A 13,916-nucleotide genomic window follows, 5' to 3' on the forward strand; every position below is an offset into this window, starting at 1 on the left:
TATGAATTCGTGTTGCGCAGCCACATCACCCCGGAGTCCGGTTCGATCCCTGGTCTCGTGGTGCGAGGGGGCCCCGATCTCATACTCCGGGGCTACGCCGACATGAGCCCGGGGTATGAGGACACTCCGTGACCACGGTTTCTACTGTCGACAGTGTGAAGACGAAGACGCGCATCCGGAGAGCCGCCGAAGGCCAGTGGCTGAACGTGGCAATCGTCGTGGTCACGGCGATTTTGTTCGCCGTGGCGTGGCCGACCCTGCAGCTGACCCACCAGGTCAGTCCCCCCATCCAACCGTTCGTGGCGGCGCTCGCGACGTTCCCGTTCCTGCTCATCCGCTCGAATCCGGCGCTGGCCTGGGCCGTCTCCGCGGTCTCGGCGCTGGTGATTCCGCGTGTCTTCGCACTGCAGGACGGCTACGACTACCCCTGGCAGGTGGTCCACATCCTGGTGATGCTCGCCCTGCTGGCCGCCGTCAGCATGCGGGCCGCGATTCCGGTCGTGGGTGTGGCATGGATCTCCACCGTCCTGCTGTTCCTCGCCGACACCCCGGGCACCAACGGCCGCGGGTGGGCGGTGGGCCTGACCGCGATCGTCGTCTTCGGCCTGCTGATCCGGTGGCTGGTGCTCTCCCGCCGGCAACTCGCGCAGCAGGAGGAGCTGAGTGAGCTCGAGCGCACTCGCCGGACGGTCCTCGAGGAGAAGGCGCGCATCGCCCGGGACCTGCACGACGTCGTCGCGCACCACATGTCGATGGTCGTGGTGCAGGCGCAGAGCGCGCCGTACCGCATCGCCGACATGTCGGACGAGACGCGGGCCGAGTTCGAGTCGATCGGAGCCGCCGGCCGCGCCGCATTGAACGAGGTGCGCGGACTGCTCGGAGTGCTGCGCAGCGACGGCCAGCTGGCCGAGCACGCGCCCCAGCCGGGGGTTCAGCAGATCAGCGAGCTGCTCGAGGGCAGCCGCAGGGCAGGCATTCCCGTCTCCTGGCACGTCGACGGCGACCCGACGCTCGTGTCGGAGTCGGTCGGGCTCGTGATGTACCGCATCCTGCAGGAATCCCTCGCCAACACGGCCCGCCACGCGGCCGGCGCCGCGGTCGAGGTGAAGATCGCGTACGAGTCGCCGATAGCGTCCGTGTCGATCGTCAACGGGCCGCCGAGGCGGAGCCTCGTCTCCGCCCTGACCAGGCACGAGTCGACCGGCGGCAACGGCATCATCGGCATGCGTGAGCGTGCGCAGGCAGTCGGGGGCGTACTCACCACCCACCTGCACGACAACGGCGGATTCGACGTCCACGCCGAGTTCCCGGTCGCCTCCGCCTAGGCTGGCTGGGTGGCCATCACCGTATTCATCGCCGACGACCAGGCTATGGTCCGGCAGGGCTTCGGAGCCCTGCTCGCCTCACAGCCCGACATCAGTGTCATCGGTGACGCTCCGGACGGGGCCGTGGCGGTGAGCGAGGTCCGGCGTCTGCGACCCGACGTGGTCCTGATGGACGTCCGCATGCCGGAGATGAACGGACTCGACGCGGCCCGCGTCATCCTGTCGGCCGGTTTCGATCCGCCGGTGCGCGTGCTCATGCTCACGACGTTCGACGTCGACGACTACGTGTACGAGGCGCTGAGCATCGGGGCCAGCGGCTTCATGCTCAAGGACGCGCCCGCGGAGGAACTCATCCGCGCGGTGCGGGTGGTCGCGGACGGCGAGGCACTTCTCGCGCCGACCGTCACCCGGCGTCTCATCGCCGACGTGACCAGCCGCCGCAGCACGGCGCGCCGCAAACCGGCCGCGCTGTCGGCGCTGACGCCCCGCGAACGCGAGGTACTCGAACTCATCGCCCGCGGCATGTCCAACACCGAGATCGCGGAGCGCCTGTTCGTCGCCGAGCAGACCGTCAAGACGCACGTCGGCAAGGTGCTGTCCAAGCTGGATCTGCGCGACCGCGCACAGGCAGTGGTCCTGGCGTACGAGAGCGGTCTCGTCACGCCGGGCTGAGTGAACCTGCCGGTCCGAGGTGCCCGAACACGGTTCGAGCGGCAAGATGGGTGATGAGAACCACCATCACCACACGAGACGACGAGGGGTGCTTGGATGCGGATCGGAATGCTCACCGGAGGCGGAGACTGCCCCGGACTGAATGCGGTGATCAGGGCGGTGGTTCGCACCGCCGCCGGCCGATACGGCAGCTCGGTGGTGGGATTCCGTGACGGCTGGCGCGGCCTGCTCGAGGATCGCAAGGTGGTGCTGTCCAATGACGACCGGATCGATCGAATCCTCACCCGGGGCGGCACCATCCTCGGTACCGCGCGGGTCAACCCCGACAAGTTGAAGGCCGGCCTCGACCAGATCCGGCAGACTCTCGACGACAACGGGATCGACGCGCTCATCCCGATCGGCGGGGAGGGCACGCTCACCGCAGCGAGCTGGCTCGCCGAGAGTGGGGTGCCCGTGATCGGGGTTCCGAAGACGATCGACAACGACATCGACTGCACCGACGTGACGTTCGGTTTCGACACCGCTCTGTCCATCGCGACCGATGCGATCGACCGCCTGCACACCACCGCCGAATCCCACCAGCGGGTGATGCTCGTCGAGGTGATGGGCCGGCATGCGGGCTGGATCGCGTTGCACTCCGGGCTCGCGACCGGTGCGCATCTCACTCTCGTTCCCGAGGTCCCGTTCGACGTCGGCGAAGTCTGCTCCCTCGTGAAGAAGCGATTCCAGCGCGGCGATTCGCATTTCATCTGCGTCGTCGCCGAGGGCGCCACTCCGACCCCGGAGTCGATGAGTCTGCGTGAGGGCGGTATCGACGAGTTCGGTCACAAACGATTCACCGGCGTCGCACAGCAGCTCGGCGACGAGATCGTCCGCCGTATCGGCAAGGAGGTGCGGACGACGGTGCTCGGGCACGTGCAGCGGGGCGGCACCCCGACGCCGTACGACCGGGTGCTCGCCACCCGCTTCGGGGTGCACGCCACCGACGCCGTCCACCGCGGTGACTTCGGAAACATGGTGGCCCTGCACGGCACGTCGATCGACCTCGTGCCCCTCCAGGAGGCGACCCGGCGCCTCAAGACGGTGCCGCGGGAGCGGTACGAGGAGGCGGCCGCATTTTTCGGCTGACCGCGTTTTTCGGCGAACCGCCGGACGCATAAACTCTGTGGCATGACTGCTGTCGACGCTCCGGACCTCCTCGACTACGACGAAGTGCTCGCCAAGTACGAGCCTGTTCTCGGCATGGAGGTGCACGTCGAGCTCGGCACCGAAACGAAGATGTTCTGCCCGTGCCCCACCGAGTTCGGCGCCGAGCCGAACACGCAGGTGTGCCCGGTGTGCCTCGGTCTGCCCGGGTCGCTGCCCGTCGTGAACGAGGCGGCGGTCGAGTCCGCGATCCGGATCGGACTGGCACTGAACTGTTCGATCACACCGTGGGGCCGCTTCGCGCGGAAGAACTACTTCTACCCGGATCAGCCGAAGAACTACCAGATCTCCCAGTACGACGAGCCGATCGCCACCGACGGCTACCTCGACGTCGTCCTCGACGACGGCACCACGTGGCGCGTGGAGATCGAGCGTGCGCACATGGAAGAGGACACCGGAAAGTCGCTGCACGTCGGCGGCGCGACCGGGCGCATCCACGGCGCCAGCCACTCGCTGCTCGACTACAACCGCGCCGGGGTCCCGCTCGTCGAGATCGTCACCAAGACCATCAGTGGCGCCGGTGCCCGCGCCCCCGAGGTGGCCCGCGCGTACGTCACCGCGCTCCGCGACCTGCTGAAGTCGCTGAACGTCTCCGACGTCCGCATGGACCAGGGTTCGATGCGCTGCGACGCCAACGTGTCGCTGATGCCGATCGGGGCGACCGAACTCGGCACCCGTACCGAGACGAAGAACGTCAACTCCCTCAAGAGCGTCGAGGTGGCGGTCCGGTACGAGATGCGCCGGCAGGCCGCGGTGCTGGAGGCCGGTGGTGAGGTGATCCAGGAGACCCGGCACTTCCAGGAGGCCGACGGGACCACGTCACCGGGCCGCCGCAAGGAAACCGCCGAGGACTACCGCTACTTCCCGGAGCCCGATCTCGAGCCGGTCGCGCCCAGCGCGGAATGGATCGAGGAGCTGCGTGGCACCCTGCCCGAGCTGCCGTGGGTCCGCCGCGCCCGGATCCAGGCCGACTGGGGTGTCTCCGACGAGGTCATGCGCGACCTCGTCAACGCGGGGGCCCTCGACCTCGTCATCGCCACCGTCGAGGCCGGCGCCTCCCCGGAGGCCGCACGGTCCTGGTGGGTGTCATACCTGGCGCAGCAGGCGAACACCCGCGGCGTGGAACTCGCCGAGCTGCCGATCACGCCGGCTCAGGTCGCGCAGGTGGTCGCGCTGATCGACAGCGGGAAGCTCAACAACAAGGTGGCCCGCCAGGTGGTCGACCACGTCCTCGAGGGTGAGGGCGACCCCGAGCAGGTCGTCGCGAACCATCCCGAGCTGGTCGTCGAACGCGACGACACGAAGCTGAAGGCGGCCGTCGACGAGGCTCTGGCCGCGAACCCCGACATCGCCGAGAAGATTCGCGGCGGCAAGGTCGCGGCCGCGGGCAAGATCGTCGGCGACGTGATGAAGGCCACGCGTGGTCAGGCCGACCCGGCCCGCGTCAAGGAACTGGTCATCGAAGCCTGCGGCTGAACTCCTTCGGCACCAACGGGACGTTCGTTCGGATCAACCGAACGAGCGTCCCGTTCGTTTCGACGGGGGTGGGCCGTCAGTCGAATCCGCCGCCACCGGACGGCAGGGGCATCTTGATCACGCGGTCGTCGTTGGGTCCGGGCTGACCGCCGGTCTTGTTGACCGTGCTCACCCAGATGAGACCGTCGGGTCCGAGTGCGGCGCCGCCGAGTTGGCCGTACCGGTCCTGGACGATGACACCGGGGGCGGTGGTGACGGCTCCCGTGCCGGGGTCGGCAGCGAGTGCGGACATCGCCTTCGCGGTGCTCAGTGACACCGCTACGACGTCACCGGCGGCGACGCAGCCGCCGACGCCGGGCCGCTCCGGCCACGTCCACACCGGAGACGACACCGCTCCGTCGGCGCTGACCCGCAGCAGCCGATCCTCCAGCGGGGTGCGGTCGGTGACCCACACGGCGACACCCGGGTCGACGCACACCCCTCCGGCGGTCCCGATGCCCGACAGCACCACCTGAGGGCGGGGCTGCGCCGGAGTCGGTGCGGGCGACAGGGCGGTGACCTTCAGCAGTTTCCCGGCGAGGGACGCCGGATCGGCGGCCGCGGCGGCGTTGCCCGCGTTGCCGGTCAGGACCATCAGTTCGTCGCCCGAGAATTCGAGCGAACCCGCATTGCCCGCGTCGCCGCGCGGAATCCCGCCGAGAACCTCCTTGGCGGAGTCTCCCGGTGCGATCCGCACCACCCGGTTGTCGGTCGGGGTCGTGACGTACGCGTAGATGAGGTTGTCCTCGACGAAACTCGGCGACAGCGCGATGTCGAGGAGTCCACCGTCGGTGGTGCCGTCGACGTCGACGTGCGCGATCTCCTTGGGGGTCTGCCCCTGAGCGACCTGCAGGATGCGTCCGGTCCGCCGCTCCGCGACCAGGGCGGTGGCCCCGTCGGGGAGGACGACGAGTCCGCCGGTGGTGTCGAGACAGGTGGCGATCACGCTGGGGTCCGGATCCTGGCACGGTCCGAGCGGCCCGCTCGGCGGTGGGGTGGTGGTCGTGGACGGCGGCGGATTCTCCGGCTCCACCTCGGCGCCCGACGCACCCGTCGGCTCGGGTGTGAAGGGTGAGGACGCGGAGTCGTCGAATTTCGCGCACCCGGCGGCGAGGACCGCCGTCACGCACAGCGCGGACATCGCCATCTTGCGGGACGCCGTGCGGCGCCGCCCACCCACCATCATGATGGAGACGTTACGGAAGAGTGCGAGGTCGCCGCCACGCCGGTTCCGCCTACGAGCGATGTCCGGCCGATCGACCTAGGCTTGACGGTGTGACTGACATGCGGAAAGACCCCAGCGAGTCGTCGGACCAGGGTGCTGCGGACCAGAGCGCCTCACCCGGCTACGGCAAGGTCTCGAGCCCTTACGACCTTCCCACCGAGCGCTTTCCGTCGGCCACGCCGACGTCCGGATCCAGGGGGCAGGGCCTGCCGCACACCGACGACGAACTCGACTACGGCGACGCGCGCGGCGCGGGCCTCCCCACCGAGCAGATCCCCGCGTACCGGCAGTCGGGGGCGTCCGACATGCCGGACCAGCCGACGCAGGTGATCGGCGCGGGTTCCGGCGCGTCCCTCGGGGCCACGGCGGGCGATCCGTCGACCGACCGGATCGGCGAGGGCGACGTGAAGATCGGCCGCGGCACCCTTGACCTCGGACTGCTGGCCCTGCGACTCGCGGTCGGCGGAACGGCACTCGTGCACGGTCTGCAGAAGCTGACGGGGATGTGGAACGGTCCGGGACTCGACGGGTTCGAAGAGGTGCTCGTGAACTCGGGTTTCCAGCAGGCGAAACTGCTCGCGATCCTGGGTGCCATCGGTGAGGTCGCGGGCGGTGCGCTGCTGATCCTCGGTCTCGTCACCCCGCTGGCCGCCGCCTCGGTGCTGGCCGTGATGATCAATGCGTGGGCGTTCCGGCAGATCGCGGAACCGGGGCTCGAGTACTTCGCACCCGCAGGCACCGAGTACGAGACGCTGCTGGGTGTGTGCGCCGGCGTGATCATTCTCACTGGGCCGGGGCGTATCTCGCTCGACGGCCGTCGCGGCTGGGCGACGCGCCCGTTCATCGGGTCGTTCGCGGCACTGATCCTGGGTATCGGCGCCGGTGTGTGCGTGTGGATTTTCCTGAACGGCGCCAACCCGCTCATCTGATCATTTCGCACGTTCCACGACTGTGCCGCACTCCCCGGATCGGGAGTGCGGCACAGTCGTTTTCGTCAGATCAGCGCTGGACGAGTTCCGGGATGTTCTCCTCCTCGGGCGGACCGGCCTGTGCGGCCAGCTTCTGTCCGAGGACCGACTTGCGCCGGCCGTAGGCGAGGTACACGACGACGCCGAGGGCCATCCACACGAGGAATCGGATCCAGGTCTCGACCGACAGGTTCAGCATCAGCCACCCGCAGGCCAGAACGGCGAGGATGGGAACCAGCGGGACCAGCGGAACGCGGAATCCGCGGGGCAGGTCGGGACGCGTGCGGCGGAGGATGATGACGCCGATGCAGACGAGGACGAACGCGAAGAGGGTGCCGATGTTCACCATCTCCTCGAGCGTGCCCATCGGGAAGAAGGCGGCGAGGAGTGCGACCACGGCGCCGACGAACAGGGTGATGCGGACGGGGCTGCCGTTCTTGCCGGTCTTGGCGAGACCGCGGGGCACGAGTCCGTCGCGGGACATGGCGAACAGGACGCGGGTCTGGCCGAGCATCATCACCATCACGACGGTGGTGAGGCCCGCGAGCCCGCCGAAGTTGATCGCGGTCTGGGCCCAGGTGATGCCGTGTGCCTCGAAGGCGGTCGCGAGGGTGGCGCTGCTGTCGCCGACGAGCGGGCTACCTGTCTTGAGGTCGGTGTACTTCACCATGCCGGTGAGCACGAGGGTGACGGCGACGTAGAGCACGGTGACGATCGCGAGCGAGCCGAGAATGCCGCGGGGGAGCGCCTTCTGCGGGTTCTTGGTCTCTTCGGCGGTGGTGGCGACGACGTCGAATCCGATGAAGGCGAAGAAGACCAGGCTCGCTGCGGCGAGGAGGCCGTACCAGCCGTAGCTGCTGCCGTCGGCTCCGGAGAGGAAGGAGAAGAGGGTCTGGTGCACACCCTGCGCGGCGCTCTCGTTGCTCTCGGCGGGCGGGATGTACGGGGCGTAGTTCTCCTTCTTGATGTAGAACACGCCGACGGCGATGACGAGGAGGACGACGGCGATCTTGATGGCCGTGATGACGGCGGACACGCGTGAGGACACCTTGGTCCCGATGGCGAGCACGATCGTGATGCCGCCGACGATGATCAGCGAGCCCCAGTCGAAGTCGACGGGACCGAGGTGGGCTGTGGTGGATCCGCTGAACCCGAGGACGTTACCCAGATACAGCGACCAGCCCTTGGAGACGACGGCTGCCGCAAGGGCGAATTCGAGGATGAGGTCCCAGCCGATGATCCAGGCGACGAACTCGCCGAAGGTGGCGTAGGAGAACGTGTACGCACTGCCCGCGACGGGGACGGTGGATGCGAACTCGGCGTAGCAGAGGGCGGCCAGGCCGCAGGCGATGGCGGCGAGGACGAAGGCGAGCGAGATGGACGGCCCGGCGACGTTGCCTGCAGTCCGGGCGGTGAGCGTGAAGATGCCGGCGCCGATCACGACGGCGACACCGAAGACGGTGAGGTCCTTCGCGGTGAGTTCCCTCCGCAGCCGGGTGTCGGGTTCGTCGGTGTCCGCTATCGATTGCTCAACGGATTTCGTTCGCCAAATGCCGACTCCTGGCATGTGTCGCTCCTTGGTTGTATTCCCGATGGCCTCGTGGGCCGGAGATGTTCCGGTGGTGCTGCCGATTGTGATGTAGGTCTCAACGGCCAACTGAGGGAACCACTACTGAGCGCCGTGTGCAAGAAGTCCGGGCTCAACTGATCAATTCGATCAGTAGAACGTGTTCTGGGGTGTTGCCGTCTGAGCGAGTTGATCACCCGTGAGCGCGGTCACATCCGAGGCGGAATCCGTCGTCACACCGACGACGGAAGCCGGGTGCCGCGGCAGGAAGCTCCTGCTGCGGCACCCGGCTTCGTGTCTGTTCGGTGCGCCCGGTGCGGGTGTGTCAGGGGACCTGACGGACCGCGCCCTTGTCGGCGGACGTGGCCAGCGCGGCGTACGCCCGCAGGGCCGTGGTGACGGTGCGTTCGCGGTTCACCGGCTGCCACGGACGCTCGGACGACTCCATCTTCGCCCGGCGCTCGGCGAGCACCGCGTCGTCGACGAGGAGCTTCAGCGTGCGGGTCGCGATGTCGATGAGGATCTGGTCGCCGTCCTCCACCAGGCCGATGGCGCCGCCGCTGGCGGCCTCGGGGGAGATGTGGCCGATGGACAGTCCCGAGGAACCGCCGGAGAATCGGCCGTCGGTGATCAGCGCGCACTTCTTTCCGAGGCCGGAGCCCTTGAGGAATGCGGTGGGGTGCAACATCTCCTGCATGCCCGGGCCGCCTGCGGGACCCTCGTAGCGCACGACGAGGACCTCACCGGGCTGGATCTTCTTGCCGAGGATCACCGACACCGCCTCTTCCTGCGACTCCACGACGCGCGCGGGTCCCTGGAAGTGGAACAGGTCTTCGTCGATGCCCGCCGTCTTGATGACCGCGCCGTCGACGGCGATGTTGCCGCGCAGCACGGCCAGGCCGCCCTCGACCGTGTGCTTGTGCTCGAAGTCGCGGATGCAGCCGTTGGCGGCGTCCGTGTCGAGCGACGACCAACGGTTGTTCGTCGAGAACGGCTCGGTGGTGCGGACGCCGCCGGGCGCGGCGTGGAAGAGTTCGACGGCCTCGTCGGATGCCTTGCCGGACCGGATGTCCCACGTGTCGAGCCACTCGTCGAAGCTTTCGGTGTGCACGGTCGAGACGTCGCTCTCGAGCAGTCCGGCCCGGCGGAGTTCGCCGAGGATGGCGGGGATTCCGCCCGCCCGGTGCACGTCCTCCATGTGGTAGTCCGAGTTGGGCGAGACCTTCGACAGGCACGGCACCTTGCGGCTGATCTCGTCGATCTTGTCGAGGTCGAAGTCGTAGACCTCACCCTCCTGCGCGGCCGCGAGGGTGTGCAGCACCGTGTTGGTGGAGCCGCCCATCGCGACATCCAGCGCCATCGCGTTGCGGAACGCGGCAGGCGTCGCGATGTTGCGGGGGAGGACGGAGTCGTCCTCGTCCCGGTAGTACCGCAGCGCGGCTTCGACGACGGTCGTTCCCGCGCGGGTGAACAGCGCGCGACGGGCCTCGTGGGTGGCCAGAGTGGAACCGTTGCCCGGCAACGCCAGACCGAGCGCCTCGGTGAGGCAGTTCATGGAGTTCGCGGTGAACATGCCCGAGCACGACCCGCACGTCGGGCAGGCGCTGCGCTCGACCTCGGACAGTCCTTCCTCGTCGACCTGGTCGTTGGCGCTCGCCGAGATCGCCGTGATGAGGTCGGTCGGTGCCTGGGCGACACCGTTCACCACCACCGCCTTGCCGGCCTCCATCGGTCCGCCGGACACGAACACCGTGGGAACGTTCAAACGCAGTGCGGCATTGAGCATTCCCGGGGTGATCTTGTCGCAGTTGGAGATGCAGACGAGGGCGTCGGCGGTGTGCGCGTTGACCATGTACTCGACGGAGTCGGCGATGATCTCGCGGCTGGGAAGGGAATACAGCATGCCGCCGTGCCCCATCGCGATTCCGTCGTCGACAGCGATCGTGTGGAACTCGCGAGGTACACCACCGGCGGCGCGGACGGCGTCGGCGACGATGTCGCCGACGTTCTTCAGGTGGACGTGCCCGGGAACGAACTGCGTGTACGAGTTCGCGATCGCGACGATCGGCTTCCCGAAGTCGGAGTCGGTCATTCCGGTGGCGCGCCACAGTGCGCGGGCGCCTGCGGCATTTCGTCCTGCGGTGGTGGTTCGGGACCTCAGCGGGGGCATGAGCGTATTCCTTAGTCAGCGTACGGAAGTACTGACAAACGCTACTCGCGCACTATTCGCCGTCTGTGTCCGGCCGGTTCTTCACCGGCTGCTCGCCGTTCGATTCGGTGTCGGCGTGGTGGGCCGCTTCGTCCGCCGCGGCGGCTGCCGCGTAGGGGTCGGTGATGCGGCCGCCGCTCGCCTGGGCGATATCGGGAAGCCGGTCGAATGTGACGACGGGAAGAGTCACCTCGCCCCCGTCCGTCAGCGTGGCCCGGGCCCAGCCGCGCCCCGGGAAGCGGAATCCCGTGATCTCGGACCACGCCAGCGACCGGCCGCCGAACAGCCGGCGCACCTCGAGTCCGTCGGGCGTGACCGTGGTCCGCACCCGCGCGACCCAGGCCACCGCGACGATCGGGGCGATCACGAGCCAGCCGAAGGCGGCCGGCCAGCCGAAGATGGGGAACGACACGGCGAACAGGAGGAAGGCGCATCCCAGATAGGCCAGGGGAGAAATCCGGATGACCTGCTTGGGTGGGTTCGTCGTGTGGGATGATGATTCTGGTGGCACGGGCTGCTGCGGAGTTGACACCTCTACATCTTCGCACCGCAGCCGATGTATCTCATATTCTGGGACGGCCGACTCACCAAGTTGACTGTTCACTATTAGCGCGCCTACCGTCGAGCGCGTGAAACAGAATGAGTTGCTCGTAATCGGCCGGCGCGTCGTCGCCTGAGTCGATTCCTTCAACTCGCCAGATAACGACGCGCCACCCTCGTACAGCATCAGCTGACGGGGGTTTTTTGTTGCCCGGAGCCAGAATCAGAGGATTTCCCAGTGAGCGCACCAACCGCACGGCCTCAACCCACGCCGCGCAAGTCGGGGGCAGCAAGCCCGACGACCGCGGCCGCCGCGACTCAGACCGGTAGCCGCCGCCAACTCGCCCCCGAGCGGGTCAGCGGCGCCCAGTCCGTGGTCCGAGCCCTCGAGGAGCTCGAGGTCGACACGGTATTCGGCATTCCGGGTGGTGCCGTTCTGCCTGTCTACGACCCGCTCTTCGACTCGAAGAAGGTCCGGCACGTGCTCGTCCGTCACGAGCAGGGTGCAGGCCACGCCGCCACCGGGTACGCCCAGGCGACCGGCAAGGTGGGCGTCTGTATGGCGACGTCCGGTCCCGGTGCGACCAACCTCGTGACGCCGCTCGCCGACGCGCAGATGGACTCCGTTCCGGTCGTGGCCATCACCGGACAGGTCGGCCGCGCGCTCATCGGCACGGACGCGTTCCAGGAAGCCGACATCTCCGGCATCACGATGCCGATCACCAAGCACAACTTCCTCATCACCGACGGCGTCGACATTCCCCGGATCATCGCGGAGGCGTTCTACCTCGCCTCCAGCGGTCGTCCCGGCGCGGTGCTCGTCGACATCCCGAAAGACGTTCTCCAGGCGCAGACCACGTTCTCGTGGCCGCCGGAGATGCGGTTGCCCGGCTACCGTCCCGTCACCAAGCCGCACGGCAAGCAGGTTCGCGAGGCGGCCCGCCTGATCGCCGACGCGAAGCACCCGGTGCTGTACGTCGGTGGCGGCGTCATCAAGTCGGAATCGTCTCCGGAACTGCTCGAACTGGCCGAGCTCACCGGCATCCCGGTGGTCACCACGCTGATGGCGCGCGGCGCGTTCCCGGACAGCCACACGCTGAACTGCGGCATGCCCGGCATGCACGGCACCGTCGCGGCGGTGGCGGCACTGCAGCGCAGCGACCTGCTGATCACGCTCGGCGCGCGTTTCGACGACCGGGTCACCGGTCAGCTCGATTCGTTCGCCCCCGACGCCAAGGTCATCCACGCCGACATCGACCCGGCGGAGATCGGCAAGAACCGGTACGCGGACGTCCCGATCGTGGGCGACTGCAAAGAGGTCATCGTCGAACTGATCGAGGCGATCAAGGCTGACCTGGCCACCGGAACCACGCTGGACCTCACCGAGTGGTGGGCGTACCTCGACGGCATCCGTCGCACGTACCCCCTCAGCTACGACCGTCCCTCCGACGGCGCGCTGTCCCCGGAGTACGTGATCCAGTCGGTCGGCAAGCTCGCCGGTCCCGACGCGATCTACTGCGCCGGCGTCGGCCAGCACCAGATGTGGGCCGCGCAGTTCGTCAACTACGAGAAGCCGCGCACCTGGCTGAACTCCGGCGGTCTCGGCACGATGGGTTACGCCGTCCCCGCCGCGATGGGCGCCAAGATGGGCATGCCCGACACCGAGGTGTGGGCCATCGACGGTGACGGCTGCTTCCAGATGACCAATCAGGAACTCGCCACCTGCGCGCTCGAGGGCATCCCGATCAAGGTTGCGCTCATCAACAACGGAAACCTCGGCATGGTGCGCCAGTGGCAGACACTGTTCTACGACGAGCGCTACTCCAACACCAATCTCGGCACGCACGGCGCGATCCGCATCCCCGACTTCGTGAAGTTGGCGGAGGCGTTGGGCTGCCACGGGATTCGCGTCGAGCGCGAAGAGGACGTCGAGGCGGCGATCCGTGAGGCGCAGGCCATCAACGACAAGCCTGTGGTGATCGACTTCATCGTCGGCGCCGACGCTCAGGTGTGGCCGATGGTCGCGGCGGGCACGAGCAACGACGAGATCATGGCGGCGCGGGGCATCCGCCCGCTGTTCGACGACGACGAGGCGGCCGCCGAGCCGGCCGTCATTCACGAGGCCATGGAGCGCGAGCAGCGTTCGGGCATGGCCGCAGCGGCCGGGGAGGAAGATCAGTGAGTACGAGCCACACCCTCAGTGTTCTCGTCGAGGACAAGCCGGGCGTGCTGGCCAGGGTGGCCGCGCTGTTCTCCCGTCGTGGGTTCAACATCGAGTCGCTCGCCGTCGGTGGCACCGAGCTTCCCGAGATCTCCCGCATGACCATCGTCGTGACTGTCGACGAGTTCCCGCTCGAACAGGTGACCAAGCAGCTCAACAAGCTCATCAACGTCATCAAGATCGTCGAGCAGGACGGTGAGGCTTCCGTCGCCCGCGAGCTGGTGCTCATCAAGGTGCGAGCCGACGCCAGCGTGCGCACGCAGGTGATCGAGACGGTGAATCTGTTCCGCGCCAAGGTGATCGACGTCTCCCCGGAGTCGGTCACGATCGAGGCGACTGGAACGCGATCCAAGCTGGATGCGCTGCTGCGGATGCTCGATCCGTACGGTATCCGGGAGATCGTGCAGTCCGGGGTCGTGGCCGTGGGACGGGGGCCGAAGTCCATCACGGCCACTCGCTAGTACTTTA

The 13,916-nt window shown here is 68.0% G+C and carries 11 protein-coding genes; 7 read left to right on the plus strand and 4 right to left on the minus strand.

Annotated elements, in window-relative coordinates:
• Positions 1-128: 128 nt before the first annotated feature.
• The 4 genes from G9373_RS00430 (at position 129) to gatB (ending at position 4,679) form a co-directional block, all read left to right on the plus strand.
• Positions 129-1,325 carry a histidine kinase gene (locus G9373_RS00430; RefSeq protein WP_007296848.1) on the plus strand — a complete coding sequence of 399 codons (1,197 nt, stop codon included), beginning with the start codon at positions 129-131 and terminating at the stop codon, positions 1,323-1,325.
• Between the two features lie 9 nt (positions 1,326-1,334).
• Complete coding sequence (locus G9373_RS00435; protein ID WP_005240363.1) at positions 1,335-1,997, plus strand: response regulator transcription factor; 663 nt, start codon at positions 1,335-1,337, stop codon at positions 1,995-1,997.
• A gap of 96 nt (positions 1,998-2,093) precedes the next feature.
• On the plus strand, positions 2,094-3,125 hold the full coding sequence (locus tag G9373_RS00440) for an ATP-dependent 6-phosphofructokinase (protein ID WP_005240365.1): 1,032 nt from the start codon (positions 2,094-2,096) through the stop codon (positions 3,123-3,125).
• 42 nt (positions 3,126-3,167) lie between these two features.
• On the plus strand, positions 3,168-4,679 hold the full coding sequence (gene gatB, locus G9373_RS00445) for an Asp-tRNA(Asn)/Glu-tRNA(Gln) amidotransferase subunit GatB (RefSeq protein ID WP_005566378.1): 1,512 nt from the start codon (positions 3,168-3,170) through the stop codon (positions 4,677-4,679).
• A 76-nt stretch (positions 4,680-4,755) separates the two neighbouring features.
• Here gatB and G9373_RS00450 read toward each other — a convergent pair whose 3' ends face one another.
• Positions 4,756-5,904 carry a PQQ-dependent sugar dehydrogenase gene (locus G9373_RS00450; RefSeq protein ID WP_005259500.1) on the minus strand — a complete coding sequence of 383 codons (1,149 nt, stop codon included), beginning with the start codon at positions 5,902-5,904 and terminating at the stop codon, positions 4,756-4,758.
• A 98-nt stretch (positions 5,905-6,002) separates the two neighbouring features.
• Here G9373_RS00450 and G9373_RS00455 point away from each other — a divergent pair, with 98 nt between their 5' ends.
• Entirely contained in the window at positions 6,003-6,872 is an 870-nt protein-coding gene (locus G9373_RS00455; protein ID WP_005259499.1) for a DoxX family protein, read from the plus strand.
• Between the two features lie 70 nt (positions 6,873-6,942).
• Here the strand turns inward: G9373_RS00455 and G9373_RS00460 are convergent, their stop codons facing one another.
• The 3 genes from G9373_RS00460 to G9373_RS00470 form a co-directional block, all read right to left on the minus strand.
• Positions 6,943-8,478: an amino acid permease gene (locus G9373_RS00460; RefSeq protein ID WP_005259496.1), complete on the minus strand. Its 1,536-nt coding sequence runs from the start codon at positions 8,476-8,478 to the stop codon at positions 6,943-6,945.
• Positions 8,479-8,803: 325 nt separating this feature from the next.
• The gene (ilvD, locus tag G9373_RS00465) at positions 8,804-10,648 is read right to left on the minus strand and encodes a dihydroxy-acid dehydratase (RefSeq protein ID WP_005259494.1); all 1,845 of its coding nucleotides are present in this window, start codon (positions 10,646-10,648) and stop codon (positions 8,804-8,806) included.
• A 52-nt stretch (positions 10,649-10,700) separates the two neighbouring features.
• Positions 10,701-11,198 carry a PH domain-containing protein gene (locus G9373_RS00470; protein WP_005566372.1) on the minus strand — a complete coding sequence of 166 codons (498 nt, stop codon included), beginning with the start codon at positions 11,196-11,198 and terminating at the stop codon, positions 10,701-10,703.
• 267 nt (positions 11,199-11,465) lie between these two features.
• Here G9373_RS00470 and G9373_RS00475 point away from each other — a divergent pair, with 267 nt between their 5' ends.
• Together G9373_RS00475 and ilvN are read left to right on the plus strand one after the other, a co-directional pair.
• Positions 11,466-13,409, plus strand: a complete 1,944-nt coding sequence (locus G9373_RS00475) for an acetolactate synthase large subunit (RefSeq protein WP_007296851.1) — start codon at positions 11,466-11,468, stop codon at positions 13,407-13,409.
• Positions 13,406-13,909 carry an acetolactate synthase small subunit gene (gene ilvN, locus G9373_RS00480; protein ID WP_005240383.1) on the plus strand — a complete coding sequence of 168 codons (504 nt, stop codon included), beginning with the start codon at positions 13,406-13,408 and terminating at the stop codon, positions 13,907-13,909. Before G9373_RS00475 ends, ilvN begins: the two co-directional genes overlap by 4 nt.
• Positions 13,910-13,916: the final 7 nt, after the last annotated feature.

Source organism: Rhodococcus sp. A14 (assembly GCF_011603105.1).
Lineage (GTDB): Bacteria > Actinomycetota > Actinomycetes > Mycobacteriales > Mycobacteriaceae > Rhodococcus_F > Rhodococcus_F opacus.